We start from the raw sequence: 21,855 nt of genomic DNA on the forward strand, positions 1-21,855 counted from the left end.
CAGGGTTAGTACCGCCCGCGCCGGCGCGCCGATAATCGACGGCAGAACGATTACCGGAGACCCCCATGCCCATCCTGGACTGGCCGTTGGAGCGGCGCCCGCGCGAGCGCCTGATACGCGAAGGCGCCACCGCGCTGACGGATGCGGAGTTGCTGGCCATCTTTCTGCGCATCGGCGTGCCCGGCAAGGATGCCGTGCAGCTGGGACAGGAGATGGTGCACCATTTTGGCTCGCTGCAAGGTTTGTTTGGCGCCAGCCTAAGGGAATTTTCCGCCATCAACGGGCTCGGCCCGGCCAAGTTCGCCCAGCTGCAGGCGGTGATGGAATTGGCGCGGCGCGCCATGCTGGAGGAAATCAAGACGGGACAGGCGCTGGGCTCGCCCAAGGCGGTCAAGGAATACCTGCGCATGCTGTTCCGTGGCCATGCCTGCGAATCCTTCCACGTCCTGTTCCTGGATGTGAAGAACCGCCTGATCGAGGTCCGCGAAATGTTTCGCGGCACCCTGACGCACACCAGCGTCTACCCGCGCGAGGTGGTCAAGGCGGCGCTGGCCTGCAACGCGGCCAGCATCATGCTGGCGCACAACCATCCGTCGGGCACGCCCGAGCCCAGCGAATCGGACCTGCTGCTGACTCGGGCGCTGGTGCAGGCCATGGCGCTGGTCGATATCCGCATCCTCGACCATTTTGTGGTGGCCGGCCACCAGGTCCACTCGTTTGCCGAGCACGGCCAGCTATGAGTTTACCCCTATGGGCTCAAGGGTTTACGAGTGAATTCACAATTGTTAAATTTTTTCAGATATTCAAGACACAATTGTTTTCCACAAGTCATTGAAAAAGCTGAGTTTTTTGGATATACTCTTGTTTTTCCAATTGTGGAATGTCTTTTAAGGAGTGCGTTATGGCACGTGTTTGCCAAGTTACTGGGAAGAAGCCGATGGTCGGCAACAATGTTTCCCACGCAAACAACAAAACCAAACGTCGTTTCCTGCCTAACCTGCAGAACCGTCGTATTTTTGTTGAATCTGAAAACCGCTGGGTCTCCCTGCGTCTGTCCAACGCTGGTCTGCGCGTAATCGACAAAGTCGGCATCGATGCCGTACTGGCCGACATGCGCGCCCGTGGCGAAAAAGTCTAATTAGGGAGCTACCATGGCAAAAACTGGCCGCGACAAAATCAAACTGGAATCGACCGCAGGTACGGGTTTCTTCTACACCACCACCAAGAACAAGCGTACTACGCCAGCTAAAATGGAGATCATGAAGTTCGATCCTAAAGCTCGCAAGCACGTCATGTTCAAAGAAACCAAGATCAAGTAATCCGGTCTTCGCTTCTCGCAAAAAAGCCGCTCAGCATCAGCTCAGCGGCTTTTTTCTTTTACAGGCAGCCTTCGATGTATTGCACTTCCTTCCAGGCGCCGGCGTAGATCGCGCCGACCTTGCCCTTGCTGGTGTCGAAGCGGATCGCATATTGTCCGCCGCCGGCTTTGACGGTCAGGGTCTGCTCGCTGTCGTCGTAGGCCTGCGGCGCCGACGTGACCGCCTCGCCGTAGACTTGCCGTATCTTTTCCACCGGGTCGCCCAGGCCGATGCCGCGCTCGGATGAGATGCCCTCCTCCATTACGTCCACCCGCTTCAGCACGTCGCCGACAAACATCAGCAGCAAACCGGGCTGTCGAGCCGGCTCCAGCTGGAAACAGTTCGGCGAGCCGCGCAATTCCTTGGGCGTACGTTGCATGTGATCGCCCAGCACTTTATTGACAGCATCGAAACGCATGCCTATCTTCAGCGGGCCGGCGCCGTCGAAGCGCACGGTCCAGTCGGCGGCACGGACGCCACACAGCGGCAAGGCCAGTGCCAGGGCCGCCAGATAAGTTCGCAATCTCATATTGCTCCTCGGAATGAAAAACGGCCCCGAAGATTCGGGGCCGTTCAATTGTATCAATACTTTCTTATGCGTAGCTGCGCAGGCGTAAGGAGAAATCCTGCAGCGATTTGATGCCCGACGCTTCCGCGCGGTTGCACCAGTCTTGCAGCTTGTGCAGCAGCTGGTCGCGGGTGAAGTGCGAACGCTCCCATATCACGCCCAGTTCCACGCGCATATTGTGCATGGTCTCCAGCGCCTTGCTGTGCTGGAACAGTTCCACCAGCTGTTGCTGTTGCGGCGCTTCCAGCTTGCCCGGCTCGCGCTGCAGCAGCTTGCGCGACGACTTCAGGAAGCGCGCTTCCAGCTGGGCCTTGTCCTTCAGGTGTTCCAGCTCTTCCTTCCAGGCATGCTTGACCGATTTGGCGTACTTGGCCATCACGTCGTAACGGTTGGCGATGACCGATTGCAGCGTGTCGAAGTCGGCTTCCACTTTGCCTTTGGCGAACTTCGGCTCCGGCGCGCGCTTCTTCACCTTGGCCAGGCCCATCATTTCCAGCGCGCGGATATAGCCCCAGCCGATATCGAACTCATACCACTTCGACGACAGCTTGGCCGAGGTGGCGAAGGTGTGGTGATTGTTGTGCAGTTCTTCGCCGCCGATCAGGATGCCGAGCGGGATGATATTGGTGGCGGCGTCGGCGCAATCGTAGTTGCGGTAGCCCCAGTAGTGGCCGATGCCGTTGATGATGCCGGCCGCCGTCACGGGGATCCACATCATCTGCACGGCCCACACGGTGATGCCGATCACGCCGAACAGGATGACGTTGATCACCAGCAGCGCGGCGACGCCCTGCCAGCTGAAACGGGTGTACAGGTTGCGCTCGATCCAGTCGGTCGGCGTGCCATGGCCATACTTTTCCATGGTTTCCAGGTTCTTCGATTCAGCGCGATACAGCTCGGCGCCCTGCCAGAAAACCTTCTTGATGCCGCGGGTAACAGGGCTGTGCGGATCTTCCTCGGTGTCGCACTTGGCGTGGTGCTTGCGGTGGATCGCCGCCCATTCCTTGGTCACCTGGCCGGTGGTCAGCCACAGCCAGAACCGGAAGAAATGGCTTGGAATGGCGTGCAGCTCCAGCGCGCGGTGCGCCTGGTGGCGGTGCAGGTAAATGGTGACGCTGGCGATGGTGATGTGGGTGACAACCAGCGTATAGAAAAATACTTGCCATGCGGTGAGTCGGGTGACGCCGTTAGACAAAAAATCCAGTACATCGTATAAACTAAAAATCATTACTACTCCAAAGTGGGCGTGTCTCGCTGCACGGTCGTTCCGACAACATTGCGTTTCCAGCAGGCGCAGGAAGTCCGTCAGTATTACTCTTGGACCTCATTGTACGCTGAATTAAACGTGATTAGCGGAAGGATTTCCCTCAGTCACTGCCGTTTTCTTTGGCACGGTCGTGCTTTCCGGAGCGGTAAATTGCTCCGGCACGGGACCGAGGATGCGCATTTCCCGTTGCGGGAATGGGACGGAGATGTTGTTATCCTTGAGCGCGCGCCAGATCGCGCGGTTGACGTCCGAGATCACGCCGCCGCGGCCGTTCTGCGGATCGTTGATCCAGAAGCCCAGCTGCAGATCCAGCCCGTCCGCGCCAAAGCTCAGCAGCTGCGCCGACGGCAGCTTCTCTTCCTTCAGCACGCGGTCCACCGTCAACGCGGCGGCTTCCAGCAGCTTGAGCACCGTGTCGACGTCGGTATCGTAGGCCACCGACACCTTGGTTGAAATCCACAGCATGCTGCTCGACAGCGACGAGTTTTGCACCGCGCCCGACACCAGCATCTCGTTCGGCACGATGGATTCGACGCCGTCCAGGCCTTGCAGCACCGTGTAGCGAGTGTTGATCTGCGTCACACGCCCGCTGTATTTGTCGACCGTGATCATGTCGCCGATGGTCAGGCTGCGGTCCAGCAGAATGACGAAGCCGGACACATAGTTGCTGGCGATCTTCTGCAAGCCCAAGCCCAGGCCGACGCCGAGCGCGCCGCCGAACACCGACAGCACGGTCAGGTCGATGCCCACCAGCGACAAGCTCATCAGCACCGCCACCAGGATCAGCAGCGCGCGCGCCGTGCGCGCCACCACCACCCGCAGATTGGTGTGCATGCCCTGCACTTTCATCAGCTGCTCTTCGAGCGCCGCGCCGGCCCACAGCGCCAGCATCAGCAGCACGATCACCGAAACGGTCGCCTGCAGGATGTCGGCCAGCGACACCTTGTACTTGCCCAGCGGCAGGATGGTGTCGTCCATGAAGTCGAACACCTCCTGGTACAGGCCCGTGATGTACAACACGAAGGCCAGCCACACCAGCAGCTGGAACACCTTCTCGAACGCCAGCATGGTGGCGCTGATCTGGCCGTGGCGCGCAAACACGCGGCGCAGCAGGTAGACGGCAAAGCGGATCACGACCAGCGATCCGAAGATGGGCAACGCCACCTTGATCAGGTTGACGTGGAATTGATACTTGGCCAGCGCCACGCGCGACAGCGCCAGCAGGCAGACCACGGCCAGCGGCGCCATCACACGGCCGAAACTCTCCACGCCGAAGCCCAGCACGCCGCTCTGCACTTCCTGGCGGCCAAATCGTTTCTTCAGCAGCCGCGCCAGGCCCCAGCCCAGGATCACGGAACCGACGATGGCGGCGAGTTGCCACAATCGGCTGGGGTCTTGCAGGTCGCCGGTCAGGTCGTCGATCAGATTGAGCAGGGGCTGTTGTTGTGTCATAGGAGCTGGATGCGAAGGCTAAGGTGTGTAGATTAACGTAAAAAAGGCCGGAACCCCGGCCTTTTGCGATGAGACGTGCGGCCGATTACTCGTCGGCGGCATCCTCTTCATCCTTGACGACGGCTTTCTTGGCCATCGGCTTGCGCTCGAACACGGCGGCGAAGAAGCCGTCGGTCTGGTGCTTGTGCGGCAGCAGCTTCAGATAGTCGCCCATCTCCAGCTCGATGCGCTGCTCGGCCAGCACCTTGCTCATCGGCACCAGCTCGAAGTCCGGATGGGTCTCCAGGAACTGCTTGGCAATGAAGTCGTTCTCGTCGTCCAGGAAGCTGCAGGTGGCGTAGACCAGGCGGCCGCCGCCCTTCAGCAGGCGGGCCGCACCGTCCAGGATGGCGGCCTGCTTGACCTGCAGTTCGCCGATCGCGCTCGGCTGCTGGCGCCATTTGACGTCGGGGTTGCGGCGCAGGGTACCCAGGCCCGAGCACGGCGCGTCGACCAGCACGCGGTCGATCTTGCCGGCCAGGCGCTTGATCTTGGCGTCGCGCTCGTGCGCGATCTGCACCGGATGCACGTTGGACAGGCCGCTGCGCGCCAGGCGCGGCTTGAGCTTGGCCAGGCGCTTCTCGGACACGTCGAAGGCGTACAGGCGGCCGGTGTTGCGCATGGTCGCGCCCAGGGCCAGCGTCTTGCCGCCGGCGCCGGCGCAGAAGTCCACCACCATCTCGCCGCGCTTGGCGCCGACGATGGCCGACAGGATCTGGCTGCCCTCGTCTTGCACCTCGATATGGCCTTCCTTGAACAGCGGCAGGTTCTGCAGCGCAGGCTTTTGCAGCACGCGCAGGCCCAGCGGCGCGAACGGCGTCGGCGTGCTGCGGATCGGCGCTTCCAGCAGCTTGGCCGCCACTTCCTCGCGGGTGGCCTTCATGGCGTTGACGCGCAGGTCCAGCGGCGCGGGCGAATTCATGCCGTCGGCCAGCGCCAGCGTTTCCTCCTCGCCCATCTGCTCGACCAGCTTGTCGAACAGCCACTTCGGCATGTTCGAGCGGCTGGACTTGTGCATCACCTTGCGGTCGATCTGCAGGATGCGCTCGACCCAGGACACCTCGTCCTCGGTCAGGCCGCCCAGCGATTCGACGCCGACCGCGTCCGCCATGCCCAGCAGGGTCAGGCGGCGCATGGTGGCGCCGCCGCCGGCCTCGGAGAAATCGGTATAAAACGATTTGTTGCGCAGCACGTTGTAGATGCACTCGGCGATGGCGCCGCGCTCACGGCCGCCCAGGCGATGGTGGTCTTTGAAATAGCGCGACAGGGTGGTGTCGGCCGGCGCGGCAAAGCGCAAAATCTCGCGCAACACTTCTTCGGCGTTGGCGAGTATCGCTGGTGGCAATCTCATGGAAATCCTTGGTTAGTTTTACTTTGTGTGGTCCACGTGGACCGCGCCCTGCGCTATCGTCAACCTGTCTTCGACAAACCAGCGTATCGCCCGCGGATAAATCACATGCTCCTGCTGCAGCACGCGGGCGGACAGGGTTTCGACCGTATCGTCGGGCAACACGGGCACGGCGGCTTGCGCCACCATCGGCCCGTGATCGAGTTCGGCCGTCACGAAATGCACCGTCGCGCCATGCTCCGCCACGCCGGCGGCCAGCGCCTGCGCGTGGGTCGCCAGGCCGGGGAACAGCGGCAGCAGCGAGGGATGGATGTTGAGCATGCGGCCGGCGTAGTGCGCGACAAACTGCTCCGTCAAAATCCGCATGAACCCGGCCAGCACCACCAGATCGGGCGCGTAGCCGTCGATCACGGTCTGCAGGGCGGCGTCGAACTCGGCGCGGCTGGCGTAATCCTTGTTGGCCACAACGGCCGTCGGAATCCCGTGTCCGGCAGCGAACGCCAGCCCGGAGGCGTCGGCGCGGTTGCTGATGACGGCGGCAATCCGGGCTGGCCAGCGCTCGGCCTGCGCCGCGCGGACCACCGCTTCCATATTGCTGCCGCGACCGGAAATCAGGATGACGATGTTTTTCATAGGCCGACATTGTACCTTGTTCAGGCAGTCGGGACTACAACTGAACAAGATTTGTTGCAATGCAGCAGGACAGCCCGGGGCGCAGCACGCCCGCTCCTACGCTGGCGCGGGAGGGGGTGCGGGCTTACTCGAAGGAGTAAAATACCCGGAACGGGACTTTCTTGTCGGCCCAGTAATCGGCAGCGTCGCGGAAGACATCCAGCAGGGTTTCCCGTGCTTCCTTGTCAAATTTCTGGGTATTGGGCAATTGCTCCAGCACCACCAGGAAACCCTCCTGGGTGCCGGCGCCGGCCATGGTTTCGGTCAATGTTGTCCGTAAACCATCGAAATTCTTGCCTATACCCTTGGGGAACAGGAACGATTCGGCAATGATGCCCAGGACTTGCTGCTTGGTCGCGCCGGCAATGCAGTGCGCGTACAGGAAGTGATGTCCGAGGCGGGCCGCCTCCTCCTGCAGCTCGACCACGCGAAAGGCGCGGATCGATTGCACAAGGTTGGGCGGCACGGTCATTAGCAAACTCATGTTTCCCTCAATCTGACCTGGTATGTACGGTGTGTCCACTTTACTGTCGAGCGTGCCTATTTTGTGAATTAAAGAGTAAATAATTTGAGCACCTGTCCACTTTACACGGCAAACTGGTCTGCGTTCGCCATGGCTGATTCAATATGTTTCTCGAATCCCATACGCATATTAGGGTAACGTGTTGTTCCTCCTAGATCAACACGAATGTGATGGCTCACGCAATATTTGTTAAAAACAGAACATTTTATATGGATTTTAGGGGTCAAATCGGCACATTTCCGTTCCGGGGCCACACAACGGCCATTTGTGATCGCTGTTACAATTTGTTGCCACAGATACCTGAATAGCACTAGTTCTGGCCTGGTTACGGGATTACCATACAAACCATGCCATATCAGAGGCCCTGACATGCCACCCAAGCCATCCAAACTGAAACGAGGTACCAAATGAACTTGCAAGCCAAATTGATCGCATCCGTACTGTGCGTAGGCGCCCTGCCCTTCGCCGCCCAAGCTCAAGCTGCCGATTTTGAAGATTTCGGCCGGGTCGTTCGCGTGACCCCGCAGGTGGAGCAGATCAACCGTCCGCGCCAGGAATGCCGCACCGAATACGTGCAAGTCCAGCAGCCTGCGCCCCAGCGCGGCGTCGGCGGCGCCATCATCGGCGGCCTGATCGGCGGTCTGGCCGGTAACCAGGTCGGCGGCGGCACCGGCCGCTCGGTCGCGACCGCGGCGGGCGCCATCGCCGGCGCCGTCGTCGGCGACCGCGTCGACAACGCCAACACGCCCAGCAGCGGCGGCGTGCAGGAACAGCAAGTCAAGCAGTGCCGCACCGTCGACCACTGGGAATCGCGCACGTCCGGCTATGAAGTCACCTACGACTATCGCGGCCGCAACTACACCAGCGTGATGTCCTACGATCCGGGCGAGCGCGTGCGCCTGCGCGTGGTCGTCGAGCCGATGCAGCGTTAATCCCCAGCTTCTCCCCCAGCACTGCCGGTCCCATGACCGGCAGTGTCGTTTTCAGGCTTGCTTTGCTGCAAGGCATCGCGGGATAATGCGGGTTCACCTCCTGTTGCCGCTGCCCCCACCCCATGCTGATCAAACGAAAATCCATCGAACAAGTAGAATCCTCCCGTCCCGCCCGCAAGCCCAAGTACGCGCCGGTGACGCTGTCGGAACAGGACGGCGTGCGCTACCTGCACTTCGGCACGGAATGGGTGCAGGGCGCGATGCGCATCCGCAAGCCGAACTGGCCGGAGCTCGAATACGCGCAGCAGATGATGGCCTGGATGCTGTGGCTGGAAAAGCCGGCGCAGATCGCCCAGCTGGGCCTGGGCACGGCCACCCTGACCAAATACTGCTACGCCACCTTCCCCGAGGCGGCCGTCACCGCCGTCGAGCTCAACCCGTCGGTGATCGCGATCTGCGCCTCGATGTTCAAGCTGCCCGACAACGACGAACGCCTGCACGTGGTGGAAATGGACGCGCTCGACTACGTCAACGACGAAGCCAACGCCGGCCTGCTGGACGTGCTGCAGGTGGACCTGTACGACGCCACCGCGCGCGGCCCGGTGCTCGACAGCGCCGAGTTCTACCGGTCCTGCAACGCCTGCCTGGCCGACGACGGCATCATGACGGTCAACCTGTTCGGCGACCATCCGAGTTATGCGCGCAACATCAAAGCGATGAATTTCGCGTTCGAGCAAGTCATTTGCCTGCCGCCGGTACATGATGGTAACGTGGTGGCGATCGCCTTCAAGCGCAAGCGCGCCATCGACCTGGAGGCGCTGGCCGCGCGCGCGGTACAGATCGCCGCCGACACCAAGCTGCCGGCCAAGACCTGGGTCCAAGGCATCGCAGCGAAGTAAGCACAGGTAATGCGGCGGCGGGCCGTTCCGCTGCCAACTTTTGAAAGTGGCACGATGTCCGCAACGTCCGCACCTACCGTCACGCCGCCCGCCAAAACGGGTCCCCTCGATCTGCAACAGATCTACTCCTGGCTGCTGGCCGACGGCATGATACGCAAGGCCGAAGTCAAGGAACTGTACGCGCACAGCCAGGGCATCCTGAAGAACGCCATCGGCCCCATGCACCCGCTGTGCGCGGTGGCGCATGGCAAGCTGCTGTCGGCGCAGCCGCCGCACAAGCTGCTCACGCTGGACGTGCTGTGCGAATGGCTGGCCGCGCGCGCCGGCCTGCCCTTCACCCGCATCGACCCGCTGAAGATCGACTTCACCCGCGTGGCCGACGTGATGTCGGCCAACTATGCGGCGCGCTTCAACATCCTGCCGCTGGAGATCAGCGGCGACACGCTGGTGGTGGCCACCGCCGATCCCTACGCGGTCGAGTGGGAAGCGGAGATCGCCAAGATCTCGCGCCGCACGATACGCCGCGTGATCGCCAACCCGCTCGACATCGCGCAGTACATCACGCAGTTCTTCAGCCTGGCCAAGTCGATCAAGAAGGCCAACAAGTCCAACACCAACGACCTGGCGCTGCGCAACAACTTCGAGCAGCTGGTCGAGATGGGCAAGACCAACAAGCAGGTCGACGCCAACGACCAGCATGTGATCAACATCGTCGACTGGCTGTGGCAGTACGCGTTCGAACAGCGCGCCTCGGACATCCATCTGGAGCCCAAGCGCGACATGGCGGCGATCCGCTTCCGCATCGACGGCGTGCTGCACCAGGTGTACCAGGTGCCGGCGGTGGTGATGATCGCCATGACCGCGCGCATCAAGCTGCTGGGACGCATGGACGTGATCGAGAAACGCCGCCCGCAGGACGGCCGCATCAAGACCCGCACCGCCGGCGGCCAGGAAATCGAACTGCGCCTGTCGACGCTGCCGACCGCCTTCGGCGAAAAGCTGGTGATGCGCATCTTCGATCCCGAGGTGGTGGTCAAGACCCTGCCGGAACTGGGCTTCCCGCCCGACGACGCGCAGCGCTGGGACGCGCTGACCGCGCGCCCGCACGGCATCATCCTGGTGACGGGGCCCACCGGCTCCGGCAAGACCACCACGCTGTACACCACGCTCAAGGCGCTGGCCACGTCGGAGGTCAACGTCTGCACGGTGGAAGACCCGATCGAGATGGTGGAGCCGGCCTTCAACCAGATGCAGGTGCAGCCCGGGATCGAGCTGTCCTTCGCCGATGGCGTGCGCGCGCTGATGCGGCAGGACCCGGACATCATCATGGTCGGCGAGATCCGCGACCTGGCCACCGCCGAGATGGCGATCCAGGCCGCGCTGACCGGCCACCTGGTGCTGTCGACGCTGCACACCAACGACGCGCCGTCGGCCGTGATGCGGCTGCTGGAACTGGGCGTGCCCTACTATCTGCTGGAAGCGACGCTGATCGGCATCATGGCGCAGCGCCTGGTGCGCACGCTGTGCAGCGAATGCAAGAAGCCCGACGGCACGCTGACCGACGACATCTGGCACAGCATCGGCGGCGCCTGGGACTTGCCCAAGCCGGCCACGGTGTACCGGCCGGTGGGCTGTCCCGAATGCCGGCAGACAGGATACCGCGGCCGCACCGGCATCTACGAGCTGTTGACGGTGACGGAAGGCTTCAGCGAGATGGTGCGCGAGGAGACCGACATCCAGGCGCTGCGCCGCCAAAGCGTGGCCGACGGCATGAAGCCGCTGCGCATCGCCGGCGCGATGAAGGTGCAGGAGGGCGTGACCACGGCGGACGAGGTGCTGAAGGTGACGGCGGCGCTGGGCATGAAATGAGAAGGGGATAAATTGTTTTCACAAAACCCTTTGCAGTTTCCTGCAGGCTGTATATAATACGGCCTCTTTCGGGGGTCGTTAGCTCAGCTGGTAGAGCAGCGGACTTTTAATCCGTTGGTCGCAGGTTCGAATCCCGCACGGCCTACCACCGAATTCGCAGTGGCAAAATCAAGCAGTTACGAGTGATCGTAATTGCTTTTTTTGTTTTGGGAGGCCGTGCCGTCAGGGCCGCGCCACGCCCACGTATTGCCTCACGATCGAGTCATATGCGCTATTGCCGTGGATGATCTTCAGGCCGGCATTGAAGGCGTCGCGCACGCGCGCATCGCGAAATACCGCCTTGCGCGGGCTTTCCGGAAAAATCCTGTGGTAGGTCACCGCCTGCGTGGCATCGATCTGCGGTTCGAGCTTGTCGCGGAAGTAGTTAAAAATCAAACGATCCCCCACCACCACATCGACCCTTCCAGTAAAGAGCAGCTTGTTCTGGGTGATCTGGGATGGCAATTCCCTATAGTCGGTATGCCCGCTCGCGACCAAGCCAAAACGCTCGCCTAGAACCATACTCGCATTCTGGAAAGCAGCCACCGAGTAATTGGACAACTCCTCAATTTTCCGAAGTTTCAAGTTGCGGCTGGTGAGCGTGATCGCGACGTTTTGGTAGACGACGTAGGCGTCGGTAAAGTAATCATGGCCGCCGATTCCTTCCGTCGTCGACAGCATGCCGTCGAGCTGGCCGGCGCGCAGCATCGCCAGCGCCCGCGTCTGCGGCAACATATGGCCGACCAGCTTGTAGCCTCCGGCTGCCAGCGCCTGTTTGGCGATGTCATAGTCGAGACCTGCCGTTCCCGATTCCATGATGTAGGGTGGCTTGGGCAAGCCCATGCCCACGTGCACTTCCCGCAATATCAATTCTTGCGCGCCCGCCGTCCCGTCCAGCGCGCCAGCGCAAGCGATGACGAGCAGGAAGACAAAGAGCGACCATGGTGCATGGTGAAACAGCATGCGCCCCCCCAAAAAAACTGTGGATGATAGGCAAGACAATATACCAAGCCGAGTGAAAAGCATATTAACGGTTTCTGCTTATGCTCGTTCACGACCTGGATTGCCGGGATGGTCAATACCTTCCATCCCAAATGAGAAAGCCGCCCTGCCAGGCCATCGCCGAAGCCCCGAGGCAGGCCATGCAAAGCAAGGCATGGTGAGCCCGACTCACCCACGACACACCCCGTGTACGCCAGCTCACCGATGCGACCCAGATTGCGCCGATCGCGCCGCCCACCGCAAGCCATGCCAGCGCCTGAACCACACGCAGCAGAAATGCGCAGGCCGGTGTTGAGACGAACAAGAGGTCGTTGGCGATGACCAGCGCAATGCCGCCATACAAAAGCCAGGGCGACAAAGCCAACAGCCCTGCCAGGCGCGCCATGCGCAACGGCGGCGACGGATCGGCCCGCCGGCCGTGGCGCCAGCGGCGCACGGCGGACACCGGCCATGCCAGCACACTGAGCAATAAGCCGGCTATCGATAGCGACAGCACGCAAAGCACGAGCAGCCTGTGCTGGTGCCAAGGCGTCTTCTGCATGATGTAGGTCGGGTTGTAGCGACTGCTCATCTCCCAGTTTCCATCCGCGCTCTTGCGAAAGTAGCGCCGGTCCTGCGGGTTCGCATCACCCTGCCATACGCCGGCGGCGACCTCATGCCATTGAACCGGCGCGCCATCCAATCCAAGCTGCGTCCCGATCGCCAGGATTCCCGGTTTGACGACGCGCACCATGTCCTGTCCCAGCAAATCGCGCAGCGATAGCGGGCTCGCATCGAACCGCCAGCTGGTTCGATAACTCCCCTGCAGCTGTTCAGCGTCGCTGGCCGCAGCTTGGCGCGGCAACGTGGCCGGCGGAAGAGGCGCCAGGTAGCGTCGGGCAAATTGTCTCAGCAAGGCGCTGCGCATTGCTCCGCCAGACTCGGTGTTTTGGGCGATAAACAAGCCGATACGCTGGTCGGGCAACAGATACATCGCCGAGTGAAAATTGGGAATGTCGCCGGTATGTCCGATCACTTTCGGCACAACCAGATCCATTTCGTAGAGACCCAGTGCGATGCCCGGACCCGCGGGATGGTGGCGGAACTGGACCGTATGCATCTGCGCCAGCGTAGCCGGCTTGAGCAGCGACGGCGCGGACGCATCCGCGCCGCCAAGGTGTGCCAACATAAAGCGCGCCATGTCCATCGCGGAACTCGACATGCCGGCCGCAGGCGACGCCTGCGCCGTGTCGAACGGGCGGGAGGGCCCGCCGCCTGTCTCATATCCCTTGGACAGCATGGGCGCCAGGCGTGGCGGCAAAGGTTGCGCAAAACTCGAATCGCGCATGCCGAGCGGAGCAAAAATATGACGCTCGATATAGGTATCGAAAGCCTGCCCCGATACCCGTTCGACTATATACCCCGCCAGCGTGGTGCCATAGCTGGAATAGGCAGGCACGGTGCCCGGCGCAAACAGGCGCCTGGGCATCTGCCGCACGAGATAGTCGCGCGTGGAACCGAACTGCTGCACCCAGCGGCCCCTTACCGTTTCCTCGAAGCCGGCCGTGTGCGACATCAGATTGCGCATGGTGATCGGTTTGCCGAAGGCGGCGGGGATAGCAAAATCCAGATAGTTCGCGACGTCGGCATCGAGATCGATTTTCCCCTGCTCGACCAGCTGCATGACGGCGGTATAGGTCACCACCTTGGATAGCGATGCAACGCGGAACAGCGTGCCGCTTGGCGATACCGGGGTCTTCCGCTCAACGTCCGCATAGCCGTAGCCACGCGTAAACAGCAATTGGCCGTCTTTGACTACCGCGATCACGGAGCCAGCCACATTCCCCTTCGTCATCTCGCGGGGAACATGCTCGTCGAAGAACTTGCCCATATCTTCAGCTGTCATCACCGCGGCCGGCGGCGCCTCGGTTTGCGCGTGAGCCAGTCCAACACATCCCATGCCGACCGCGACATGCAGTACGAGTGCAACAGCACGCTTCAAGCTACTCAAGAATCTGGTCAAGCTATGACTCCTATCACTTTCGACAATTCCCCGGTACCGTCCGGGAAAGCGATCTTCCGTCATGCAAGAATGTTAGTCAATCAACATCTGAACATTTGCCATGTCAACGGTAGCTGCCGACATAGCGCGCGCGGGGGCGGATCATGCTGCCGTTGGCGATCTGCTCTGCGGCGTGCGCGATCCAGCCGGCCGAACGCGCCAGCGCGAACAGGATTTCTCCGGCCGCCGGCGGCCATCCACAAACCACGCTCATGGCCGCCAGCGCGAAGTCGGCGTTGGCCGGCATGCCCAGCCGCGCGGCGACGCGCTCGCCGATCGCCAGCACGGGCCGGGCTTGCGGCCACGCCGCCATGCGCTCCAGCAGGCAGGCGCCGCGCGGATCGCCTTGCGGGTACAGCGGGTGCGAGAAGCCGAAAACGCTGGCATCGCGCCCATCCAGCCACGGAGCAATGCCTTCTTCGACGCTGTCGGCCGCGAGCGCCGCCGCCAGCATGGCGCGGATCACGGTGCTGCCTGCGCCATGCTGCGGGCCGGACAAGGCGGCCAGGCCGGCGCTCAGCGTGGCGGCCTGGCCGGCGCCGGTCGAGGCGACGCAGCGCACGGTGAAAGCCGACGCGTTCAACTCATGGTCGGCCAGCAGCACCAGCGCCGCGCGTATCCAATCGGTCTGCGCGGCGTCGGCCTGCCATGCCTGCGCTACTTGCAGGTGCAGCGGCTGCGTCGACGGCGCGCGATTCAGCAGCAGCGCGGCCAGCATGCGCATCAACGCGGCGCCGGCGACGAAACCGTCGCGCGCGGGCAGCGACTGCGCGCACACGGGCAGCATGCACATGGCCGCCTCCAATGGCGGCATGGACCGCGTGCCGCCGATGGCCGCCGCAACGCCCGCGGCGAACGGCGCGTGCGCGGCATCGGCGGCGGCGAAGTAGTCGGTGCCGCTGTCGTCCCACAGCAGGCAGGCCACCTGCTCCAGCGTGGCGCCGCCGGCCAGCGCCAGCACGTCGTGGCCGCGATAATGCAGGCGGCCGTCGGCGATGCCGGAGATGCGCGTCTCCAGCACCGGCGTGCCCCAGTTCATCGCGGCGGCGACCTTGTGCCCGCCGCGCTTGCCGTCGGCCTTGCGCGCGGCCAGCCGCAGCACCTCGTCGTGCGGATAGCGCTTGCGGCGGTCGGCCTGCGCGCCGCTGGGCGTGAGCATGCCCCGGCTGACGTAGGAGTACAGGGTGGCGAGGCTGACGCCCAGGATGCGTGCCGCCTCGGATGCGGACAGGTCTCTGTTCATGCGGGTATTGTAATGTCGATTGCAGGAATCAAGATTGACCCGGCCGGCGGCGCACTTTTAGACTGCCGTCATGCCATCGCCATCCCACACCGTTTCGATCTTCCAGCCGCTGCGCCACGCGCGCTTTCGCCAGCTTTGGACGGCGAACCTGCTGTCCAACCTGGGCAGCCGCATGCAGGCCTTCGCGGCGGCCTGGCAGATCGCCTCGCTGTCGCAATCGCCGCAGTTGACGGCGCTGGTGCAGACCGCGACCTGGGCGCCGATGCTGCTGTTCGCGCTGCCCGCCGGCGCGCTGGCCGATACGCTGCACCGCCCCACGCTGCTCTTTCGCAGCAACGCGGTGATGGCGGCGGCGGCCGTCGCGATGGCGCTGCTGGCCTACGGCGGCAGGCAGCCGGTGCCGGCCCTGCTGCTGCTGACCTTTGTCATGGGCGCCGGCATGGCGTTCACGATGCCGGCCTGGCAGGCGTCGATGTCATCGCTGGTGCCGCTGCACGAGATCGAGTCGGCCGCCACGCTGAACAACCTGAGCTACAACCTGGCCGCGCTGGCCGGGCCGGCCTTGGGCGGGATGCTGTTCCAGCTGTCCGGCGCGGGACCGCTGTATCTGTTCAACGCGGTGTCCTTCAGCGCGCTGCTGTGGATCTACCGCCAATGGCGGCCGGCGCAACAGTCGAGCGCGGCATCCGGCGCGGGCCGCCACAGCATGGGCAGCGCGCTGCGCATCAGTTACGCCTCGCCCCGCTATCGCTCGCTGCTGATGTATGCGATGGGGATCTTCTTCGTGTCGGCCGCGTTTGCCGCGCTGCTGCCGCTGCTCCATCCCGACGCCGGCACCTACGGCTCGCTGATGGGCGCGCTGGGCGCGGGCGCGGTGCTGGCGGCCGTCGTGCTGCCTGCCGTGCGCCGGCGCGCGGTCAAGCGGATGGTGCTGGCCGGCGGCCTGTGCGTGTATGGCGCAATGCTGGCGACGGTCGGCCATGCGGCCTCGCAGCCGCTGCGCCTGCTGCTGGTGACGGTGGGCGGCGTGGCGTGGTCGGCCATCGTCACCACGCTCAACGGCGCGGCGCAGAAGGCCTTTCCCGACGCGGTGCGGGCGCGGACGCTGTCGGTACACATCCTGGCGATCGCCGCCGGCCAGACCGCCGGCAGCGCGGCGTGGGGGCTGGTGGCGGCGCGCTGCGGCATCGTGCCGGCGCTGACCGCTGCGGGCATGGCCACGCTGGCCAGCGCGGCGCTGGTGGCCTGCTCGAACGATTTTTTGGAGACCGCATGAACGACATCATCAGAACGCTGCAGGAGGAGGACGCCGCGCCGCTGCTGCAATTCGAGCTGGAGAACCGGCACTGGTTCGAGCAGCACATCGCACCGCGCGGCGCGGAGTTCTATACGCCGCAAGGCATCCAGCGCCACATCGCGCAATACCTGGACGGCTACGCGCACGGCACCTGGCATCCCTGCCTGATCCTGGATGGGCAAGGCCGCATCGTCGGCCGCGCCAACCTGAAGGACATCGACCGCCAGGCCGGCAGCGCGGAGGCGGGCTACCGCGTCGCCCGCGACCAGACGGGACGCGGCTTGGCCACGCGCGCACTGCGGCACCTGGTCGCGCTGGCGGACGACCAGTGGCAGCTGCGGCAGGTGCTGGCCTACGTCGCCGACGGCAATCCCGCGTCGGCCCGCGTGCTGCGCAAATGCGGCTTCGCACAAGGCGAGCGCCAGGCCGGCATGGACCGCATCGCCGGAATCCTGCGCAACGGCCGCCAATTTATCCGCCTGCGCCCTTGAGACTTTGGCGCCATACTGGTGTAAGCTTGTCATCAAACAGCGTATAACGACAGCGTACAACGCGATACGGAGATGACGAGATGGCAGGACAGCACAGCGGATGGACCCGGCTGCTTGGCGCGGCGTGCTGCGCGTTCGGACTATCCGCCGCCCTGCCCGCCCACGCCATCGTGCTGCGCACCGCCGCGCAGGAAGGAACCGAACCCAAGTTCGTCGCCGACGGCAAGGACCGCGTGGTCGGCCTGTGCGTCGACATCCTGCGCGCCGTCGAGCAGATCGAACCCACACTGCAGTTCGTCGGCGACCAGCGCTGGAAGCCGCTGATACGCTCCTTCTCGGAACTGGAAACCGGACAGCAGGACGTGCAGTGCGCCATGCAACGCACCGCCGAGCGCGAGCAGCGCTTTCATTATCTCGGCCCGGCGCTGTACACCATCGAATACCATTTCCTGGCGCGCGCCCAGGACACGATCAGCATCACGCAATGGGACGACGTGCGCCGGCTGGCGCCCGACAACATCGTGCTGATCAATCGCGGCTTCGCGGCCGGCGATGTGCTGGCCCGCATGGGCGGCGTCGAAGTCGACGCCAACTCCACCAATCCGCAACTGAATCTGCAAAAGCTGATCGCCGGCCGCGGACGGCTGTTCTTCCACCGTGGCCCCGGCCTGCAGCGGCTGCTGGCGCGCACCGGCACCGCCGACAAGGTGCGCATCCTGCCGCAGGTGATGTACAGCGCCAAGCTGTATTTCGTGACCAGCAAAAAACTGGCCGTCTTTATCACCGAGCGCCTGGAACGGGCCCTGTACCAGCTTGAGAAAAACGGCGAGCTGAACCGGCTGATGCGCAAGTGGGATTGAGACGATGCGCGCCGCGCTGGTGTTAATGCTGTCGATGGCGGCGCATGCACGGGCCGGCGAACTGACGGTGGCGCTGGCGCCACCGCAGGCGCAGCAGGCGATCCTGCAAACGGTGCAGCGCATCCCCGCGCAGCAGGAGGCGCACCGGCGCTACCGCATGGCCCTGCCCTTCGGCGCGCCGCTGTTCCCGCCCGACACCGACCTGGCCCTGGCACCGTCCGGCGATGCGCTGGCCGCATGGCTGCGCCTGCCGACGGATCAGCGCCGCTACGATGTGCTGATCGCGCCCGATATCGATTACTACTGGAACGCCGAGGGGCGCCAGTTCTCCTGCCAGTTCATCGTGCACATTCAGGCCGCGGCGGGCCATGGCGGCGGCCGGTCGCAACTGGCCGTGCTGCAGCTGCGGCCCACCGTCTACGCCGGCAAGTCCTTCAAGCTGCTGGGCCGCACCGGCCCCGGCGCTTACCTGGACCTGCGGCCGGCCGCGCCCTCAGCCCAGAGCGCCGCCGAACTGCGCGCCTTTCTGGCGTCGGCGCTGGCCCAGCCACAATAGCGGCAGGCCGGCCGCCAGCAGCCACAGCGTGCCCGGCAAGGGCACGGCCGTTATCCTCACCGTGGCCGACAGCGGCGCCATCTGCAGGTCCGACGCGCGCAGGAAGCTGCCGCCGGCCAGCGGATCGCCGCTCCACCATTCGCCCGACAGCGTGAAGTTGCCGCTGTCGCTCATGCCCGGCAAGGCGAAGGCATAGATCTGCAAGCCGTACAGGCCCGCGTGCGCGACCGGATCGAAGGCGACGGTCGCGCTGGCGCCCGGCGCCAGCGTCGGGAAGTCGAAGTAGCTGGCGTCCGGCGTGCCGATGCTGAACGAGGTGGCGTTCAGCTGGGTCGGCACGAACCAGTTCAGCGGATCGGTGTTGACCAGCTGGTAGCCCCAGCCCACCGTGTCGCCGGGATTGCCGGTCAGCGCGCCGCCGGCCGGCAGCGTGGCGAAGGTGAACACGATGGGCGCGGCCTGCGCGGCGGGCGTCCACAACAGCGAACACAGCAGCGTGCTCGACAGCAGCGCGGCCAGCGCGCAAAGGGATCTGAGTTTCATGGCGTTTGCTCCGGTTTATTTCGGGATGACGGATTGGGCCTGCGAGTAGGCATAGATCACGCCGCTCAAGTCGGTGACGCTGCCGTTCTCGATCACGCTGAAGCGCTGCACCGTGGCCGGCACGTTGAAGGTCAGGCGCACGGTGAAGAAGCTGCCGACGTCGACGTTCGGCGTGACCATCGGCAGCGCCGGCGACAGCGCGGTGTTGAGCGTGACGGTGCCGGTGCCGGCCAGCGTGCGCAACGACAGCGAGGACAGGGTCATGTCGCGCGCCGTGCCGACGCCGATGTTGGTGAGCCGCACATCGACGCCGATCACGCCGGGCGCCACGGTTTCCTGGCCGACGATGGCGGCCGTGAAGTCGGGCCGTCCCGGCACCTGCGCCGCGCCGGTGACGAACACCGTCAGCGATGCGCTGTTGTGCACGGTGGCCGCGCTGGTGCTCTGCGCCGACACGGTGATGCTGTCGGAACTGCCGATGCGCGCGCCGGCCGGCGGCATCAGCGTGACGGCAACGCTGGCGCTCTCGCCGGTGGCCAGCGTCAGCGAGCTGGGCGAGACGGCCGTGATGTAGTGCTGGTCGTCGGTGGCGCTGACGCCGAAGCCGCCGGACGGGCCGTCGTTGCGCACCTGGTACATCAGCGTGGTGCTGACGCCGGGGCGCAGGTCCTGGCGCGACGGCGGCGTCACCGACACCGTCTGCGGCTGCACCATCACGCTCACCAGCCGCTGGTAGGGGAAGCCGGAACTGTCGGTGCCGGTGGCGTAGGCGACGAAGGCTTCGTTGGGCACGGTCAGCGCGCCGAAGAACTTGCCGGCGTCGGTCTGGTCCTGCTCCAGCGACAGCGGCGACAGCAGGTCGAAGTTCTTGCGGCGCAGCTGGAACTGCGGCGCGCTGGCGATGCCGGTCAGCGCGGCGATCGCGTACAGCGACTGGCCCGGTCCCGGTTCGCCGTCGATGGTCAGCAAGCCCTGGTGCGGCGGCTGCGCGCCGAAGCGGGCCAGCCGGAACGAGCTGAACGCCAGGTCGGCCACGCCGTTGACGTTGACGTAGGTCTGGTCGGACGAGCCGCTGATGTCCAGCTTCCAGGCGCCGCGCGGCGGGCTGTCGATGGAGATGATGACGCCGCTCGACAGGCTGAGGAAGCGGGTGGCGTTGGCGGCGGTGACCACCACGCCGTCCGGCCGCGTCAGCGTGACCGCCGGCTGCACGCCCTGCACCGTGCCGCTGACCGACACCGTCAGCCGGCTCATGCTGCTGTCGACCGGCACCGTGTAGCTCTTGGCGCTGGCGTAGGTGTCGACCAGCGACAGCAGCTGCACCACGTTGTTGCGCGCCACCAGGTCGGCCAGCTGGGTGACGGTGCCGGCCTCGCCGCCGAACAGGAAGAACGCCTGGCCGCCGGTCTCGGCCGCCGCCTGCAGAAAGCCCGGCGTCAGCGGCGAGCAGCTGCCGAACAGGATGGGATAGATCTTGATGTCCTTGCTCTTGGCCAGGCTGATGACGGCGCCGGCCAGGCTGGCGTCCTTGGCGCTGGCGTCGGTGTACATGAACAGGTCGCCGCCGGGGTCGGCCAGCGACAGGCCGTTGTACATGCCGGTCATGGCCAGCTCGGGACAATCGCCGCCGCCCGAGGCGCCCAGGCCGCCGATGGCGCCCTTGAACAGGTCGGCGTCGTTGGTGGCGATGGTGGGGCCGGTGAACGGGTCGTTGAACGGCGCCAGCACGTATTGCAGCGGTTCCTCGTCGGTGCCGAGGCGGGCGTCGACGATGCTGATGGCCGAGGCGCGCACGCCGGCGATGATGCCGCCCATGCTGCCGGTGGTGTCGATGGCGAAGGCCAGCGTGGGGCCGGCGCCCAGCAGCGCCTTCAGCTGCGCCGGCGTGATCACGGCCTTGATGTCCTCGACGAACTGCTGGGTGGCATCGATGGCGGCCGACGCGGCCGTGTTGTGGAAGCCGCTGTGCGGCGAGATGTCGCAGTACAGCGTGTCCTTGTTGATGCCTTCGCGGAAGTAGCCCAGCAGGTCGCTGGACGGCGAGCTCTTGTCGAGCGGGCCGCCGTGGCTGCATTTGAAGGCGCCCGGCTTGACGCGGTCCTCGCCGCCGTAATAGCCGCTGGTGAGCAGGCTGCCGGTCAGGTTGGACGAGTTGGCGCAGAACAGGCCGGTGTCGGTGTAGCCGTCGCAGGTCGGCGTGGCTGGGCCGGCGAAGGGCAGCGCGCCCGGCCGGCCCACGCCCGGATGGGCGCCGCTGTTGCCCTGCTCGACCCAGTTGCTGTGCGAGTAGAAGTCCTGGATGGTGTGCAGCGCGCTGCCGAGGTTGTCGCGCGCGCCGGTGGCGTTGATCGGGTCGCTGCGCAGCGCGTCCAGCACGTTCTGCTTGAGCGTGGCCAGCCGCAGCTGGGCGCCGGCCGCGTTCTCGCCGTCGAAGTGCTTGGCCGAGCTGGTCTGGTCCTCGTCGACCTTGGCGTCGGCCTCGATGATCTGGTCCAGCGCCTTCTGCATCGACGCCGTCAGCTTGGGCACGGCGAAGTAGCGCTTGTCGAGCGCCTCGATGCCGCGTTGGGTGATGTCCTGGTGGGTCAGGCTGCCGGCCGACTTGGACGTGATGAAACAGACAAAGCCGTTCTTGGGACAGAAGGCGTTGCCGGGAAGGCTGGCCGCCAGCAACAGCGAGGCCAGCAACAAGGAGGGAACTGTGCGCATACGATATCCTTTCCCATGCGTGGAAGCACCAGTCCGCGCCATGGCGGACACGCGGCGATGCGACGCATATATCGTGCCGTTCCCCTCTCCTCCTTTGGAATCAAGCGATTGGCGCGCGCCGGATGGGCGGCGCGCGTTTTACTGTCA

At 64.5% G+C, this 21,855-nt stretch carries 21 protein-coding genes and 1 tRNA gene; 11 read left to right on the forward strand and 11 right to left on the reverse strand.

Annotated elements, in window-relative coordinates; genetic code table 11:
* Positions 1–65: 65 nt before the first annotated feature.
* The 3 genes from radC to rpmG all read left to right on the forward strand — a co-directional run bounded on the left by radC (position 66) and on the right by rpmG (position 1,319).
* Positions 66–740, forward strand: coding sequence for a RadC family protein (gene radC / locus AC07WS_RS07380; RefSeq protein ID WP_494728413.1), 675 nt, complete (start codon positions 66–68; stop codon positions 738–740).
* A gap of 161 nt (positions 741–901) precedes the next feature.
* Positions 902–1,138: a 50S ribosomal protein L28 gene (rpmB, locus tag AC07WS_RS07385; protein WP_008451488.1), complete on the forward strand. Its 237-nt coding sequence runs from the start codon at positions 902–904 to the stop codon at positions 1,136–1,138.
* 13 nt (positions 1,139–1,151) lie between these two features.
* Positions 1,152–1,319 carry a 50S ribosomal protein L33 gene (gene rpmG, locus AC07WS_RS07390; RefSeq protein WP_008451489.1) on the forward strand — a complete coding sequence of 56 codons (168 nt, stop codon included), beginning with the start codon at positions 1,152–1,154 and terminating at the stop codon, positions 1,317–1,319.
* 58 nt (positions 1,320–1,377) lie between these two features.
* Here rpmG and AC07WS_RS07395 read toward each other — a convergent pair whose 3' ends face one another.
* From AC07WS_RS07395 to AC07WS_RS07420, 6 genes are all read right to left on the reverse strand, one after another.
* Entirely contained in the window at positions 1,378–1,887 is a 510-nt protein-coding gene (locus AC07WS_RS07395) for a hypothetical protein (RefSeq protein WP_494728414.1), read from the reverse strand.
* Between the two features lie 64 nt (positions 1,888–1,951).
* Positions 1,952–3,154 (reverse strand): DesA family fatty acid desaturase, encoded by a 1,203-nt coding sequence (locus tag AC07WS_RS07400; RefSeq protein ID WP_494728415.1) that lies wholly within the window; start codon positions 3,152–3,154, stop codon positions 1,952–1,954.
* Positions 3,155–3,265: 111 nt separating this feature from the next.
* A complete protein-coding gene (locus tag AC07WS_RS07405; RefSeq protein WP_494728416.1) occupies positions 3,266–4,645 on the reverse strand; it encodes a mechanosensitive ion channel family protein in 1,380 nt (459 codons plus the stop codon).
* 85 nt (positions 4,646–4,730) lie between these two features.
* A complete protein-coding gene (locus tag AC07WS_RS07410; RefSeq protein ID WP_494728417.1) occupies positions 4,731–6,035 on the reverse strand; it encodes an RsmB/NOP family class I SAM-dependent RNA methyltransferase in 1,305 nt (434 codons plus the stop codon).
* Between the two features lie 18 nt (positions 6,036–6,053).
* Entirely contained in the window at positions 6,054–6,665 is a 612-nt protein-coding gene (purN, locus tag AC07WS_RS07415; protein ID WP_494728418.1) for a phosphoribosylglycinamide formyltransferase, read from the reverse strand.
* Positions 6,666–6,789: 124 nt separating this feature from the next.
* Positions 6,790–7,188, reverse strand: a complete 399-nt coding sequence (locus AC07WS_RS07420) for a barstar family protein (protein ID WP_117011729.1) — start codon at positions 7,186–7,188, stop codon at positions 6,790–6,792.
* Between the two features lie 446 nt (positions 7,189–7,634).
* Here AC07WS_RS07420 and AC07WS_RS07425 point away from each other — a divergent pair, with 446 nt between their 5' ends.
* The 4 genes from AC07WS_RS07425 (at position 7,635) to AC07WS_RS07440 (ending at position 11,075) form a co-directional block, all read left to right on the forward strand.
* The gene (locus AC07WS_RS07425) at positions 7,635–8,159 is read left to right on the forward strand and encodes a glycine zipper 2TM domain-containing protein (protein ID WP_494728419.1); all 525 of its coding nucleotides are present in this window, start codon (positions 7,635–7,637) and stop codon (positions 8,157–8,159) included.
* 122 nt (positions 8,160–8,281) lie between these two features.
* A complete protein-coding gene (locus tag AC07WS_RS07430; protein WP_494728420.1) occupies positions 8,282–9,058 on the forward strand; it encodes a spermine/spermidine synthase domain-containing protein in 777 nt (258 codons plus the stop codon).
* Positions 9,059–9,112: 54 nt separating this feature from the next.
* On the forward strand, positions 9,113–10,927 hold the full coding sequence (gene tfpB / locus AC07WS_RS07435; protein ID WP_494728421.1) for a type IV pilus assembly ATPase TfpB: 1,815 nt from the start codon (positions 9,113–9,115) through the stop codon (positions 10,925–10,927).
* A gap of 72 nt (positions 10,928–10,999) precedes the next feature.
* Positions 11,000–11,075 (forward strand) — tRNA-Lys (locus tag AC07WS_RS07440).
* A 74-nt stretch (positions 11,076–11,149) separates the two neighbouring features.
* Here the strand turns inward: AC07WS_RS07440 and AC07WS_RS07445 are convergent.
* The 3 genes from AC07WS_RS07445 to AC07WS_RS07455 all read right to left on the reverse strand — a co-directional run bounded on the left by AC07WS_RS07445 (position 11,150) and on the right by AC07WS_RS07455 (position 15,252).
* On the reverse strand, positions 11,150–11,929 hold the full coding sequence (locus AC07WS_RS07445) for a substrate-binding periplasmic protein (protein WP_494728422.1): 780 nt from the start codon (positions 11,927–11,929) through the stop codon (positions 11,150–11,152).
* Between the two features lie 112 nt (positions 11,930–12,041).
* Positions 12,042–13,970: a serine hydrolase domain-containing protein gene (locus tag AC07WS_RS07450; protein WP_494728423.1), complete on the reverse strand. Its 1,929-nt coding sequence runs from the start codon at positions 13,968–13,970 to the stop codon at positions 12,042–12,044.
* Positions 13,971–14,073: 103 nt separating this feature from the next.
* Positions 14,074–15,252, reverse strand: coding sequence for a citrate synthase family protein (locus AC07WS_RS07455; RefSeq protein ID WP_494728424.1), 1,179 nt, complete (start codon positions 15,250–15,252; stop codon positions 14,074–14,076).
* A gap of 70 nt (positions 15,253–15,322) precedes the next feature.
* On the opposite strand from AC07WS_RS07455, the gene AC07WS_RS07460 reads away from it, so the two are divergent.
* From AC07WS_RS07460 to AC07WS_RS07475, 4 genes are all read left to right on the forward strand, one after another.
* On the forward strand, positions 15,323–16,528 hold the full coding sequence (locus AC07WS_RS07460) for an MFS transporter (protein ID WP_494728425.1): 1,206 nt from the start codon (positions 15,323–15,325) through the stop codon (positions 16,526–16,528).
* On the forward strand, positions 16,525–17,040 hold the full coding sequence (locus AC07WS_RS07465) for a GNAT family N-acetyltransferase (RefSeq protein ID WP_494728426.1): 516 nt from the start codon (positions 16,525–16,527) through the stop codon (positions 17,038–17,040). The genes AC07WS_RS07460 and AC07WS_RS07465 overlap by 4 nt, the downstream gene beginning before the upstream one ends.
* Before the next feature lie 80 nt (positions 17,041–17,120).
* Positions 17,121–17,900, forward strand: coding sequence for a substrate-binding periplasmic protein (locus AC07WS_RS07470; protein ID WP_494728427.1), 780 nt, complete (start codon positions 17,121–17,123; stop codon positions 17,898–17,900).
* Positions 17,901–17,904: 4 nt separating this feature from the next.
* Complete coding sequence (locus AC07WS_RS07475) at positions 17,905–18,456, forward strand: hypothetical protein (RefSeq protein WP_494728428.1); 552 nt, start codon at positions 17,905–17,907, stop codon at positions 18,454–18,456.
* Here AC07WS_RS07475 and AC07WS_RS07480 read toward each other — a convergent pair.
* Positions 18,394–18,999: a hypothetical protein gene (locus tag AC07WS_RS07480; protein WP_494728429.1), complete on the reverse strand. Its 606-nt coding sequence runs from the start codon at positions 18,997–18,999 to the stop codon at positions 18,394–18,396. The two genes, AC07WS_RS07475 and AC07WS_RS07480, sit on opposite strands and share 63 nt — an antisense overlap.
* A gap of 15 nt (positions 19,000–19,014) precedes the next feature.
* Entirely contained in the window at positions 19,015–21,708 is a 2,694-nt protein-coding gene (locus AC07WS_RS07485) for a hypothetical protein (RefSeq protein WP_494728430.1), read from the reverse strand.
* Between the last annotated feature and the right edge of the window lie 147 nt (positions 21,709–21,855).

Source organism: Duganella sp. GW821-FHT01E12 (genome assembly GCF_059422325.1).

What these genes read in the sequence shown, in the direction of transcription:
- radC (WP_494728413.1), top strand. Translation starts at nt 66, where the DNA reads ATGCCCATCCTGGACTGGCCGTTGGAGCGGCGCCCGCGCGAGCGCCTG.
- rpmB (WP_008451488.1), top strand. Translation starts at nt 902, where the DNA reads ATGGCACGTGTTTGCCAAGTTACTGGGAAGAAGCCGATGGTCGGCAAC.
- rpmG (WP_008451489.1), top strand. Translation starts at nt 1,152, where the DNA reads ATGGCAAAAACTGGCCGCGACAAAATCAAACTGGAATCGACCGCAGGT.
- AC07WS_RS07395 (WP_494728414.1), bottom strand. Translation starts at nt 1,887, where the DNA reads ATGAGATTGCGAACTTATCTGGCGGCCCTGGCACTGGCCTTGCCGCTG.
- AC07WS_RS07400 (WP_494728415.1), bottom strand. Translation starts at nt 3,154, where the DNA reads ATGATTTTTAGTTTATACGATGTACTGGATTTTTTGTCTAACGGCGTC.
- AC07WS_RS07405 (WP_494728416.1), bottom strand. Translation starts at nt 4,645, where the DNA reads ATGACACAACAACAGCCCCTGCTCAATCTGATCGACGACCTGACCGGC.
- AC07WS_RS07410 (WP_494728417.1), bottom strand. Translation starts at nt 6,035, where the DNA reads ATGAGATTGCCACCAGCGATACTCGCCAACGCCGAAGAAGTGTTGCGC.
- purN (WP_494728418.1), bottom strand. Translation starts at nt 6,665, where the DNA reads ATGAAAAACATCGTCATCCTGATTTCCGGTCGCGGCAGCAATATGGAA.
- AC07WS_RS07420 (WP_117011729.1), bottom strand. Translation starts at nt 7,188, where the DNA reads ATGAGTTTGCTAATGACCGTGCCGCCCAACCTTGTGCAATCGATCCGC.
- AC07WS_RS07425 (WP_494728419.1), top strand. Translation starts at nt 7,635, where the DNA reads ATGAACTTGCAAGCCAAATTGATCGCATCCGTACTGTGCGTAGGCGCC.
- AC07WS_RS07430 (WP_494728420.1), top strand. Translation starts at nt 8,282, where the DNA reads ATGCTGATCAAACGAAAATCCATCGAACAAGTAGAATCCTCCCGTCCC.
- tfpB (WP_494728421.1), top strand. Translation starts at nt 9,113, where the DNA reads ATGTCCGCAACGTCCGCACCTACCGTCACGCCGCCCGCCAAAACGGGT.
- AC07WS_RS07445 (WP_494728422.1), bottom strand. Translation starts at nt 11,929, where the DNA reads ATGCTGTTTCACCATGCACCATGGTCGCTCTTTGTCTTCCTGCTCGTC.
- AC07WS_RS07455 (WP_494728424.1), bottom strand. Translation starts at nt 15,252, where the DNA reads ATGAACAGAGACCTGTCCGCATCCGAGGCGGCACGCATCCTGGGCGTC.
- AC07WS_RS07460 (WP_494728425.1), top strand. Translation starts at nt 15,323, where the DNA reads ATGCCATCGCCATCCCACACCGTTTCGATCTTCCAGCCGCTGCGCCAC.
- AC07WS_RS07465 (WP_494728426.1), top strand. Translation starts at nt 16,525, where the DNA reads ATGAACGACATCATCAGAACGCTGCAGGAGGAGGACGCCGCGCCGCTG.
- AC07WS_RS07470 (WP_494728427.1), top strand. Translation starts at nt 17,121, where the DNA reads ATGGCAGGACAGCACAGCGGATGGACCCGGCTGCTTGGCGCGGCGTGC.
- AC07WS_RS07475 (WP_494728428.1), top strand. Translation starts at nt 17,905, where the DNA reads ATGCGCGCCGCGCTGGTGTTAATGCTGTCGATGGCGGCGCATGCACGG.
- AC07WS_RS07480 (WP_494728429.1), bottom strand. Translation starts at nt 18,999, where the DNA reads ATGAAACTCAGATCCCTTTGCGCGCTGGCCGCGCTGCTGTCGAGCACG.
- AC07WS_RS07485 (WP_494728430.1), bottom strand. Translation starts at nt 21,708, where the DNA reads ATGCGCACAGTTCCCTCCTTGTTGCTGGCCTCGCTGTTGCTGGCGGCC.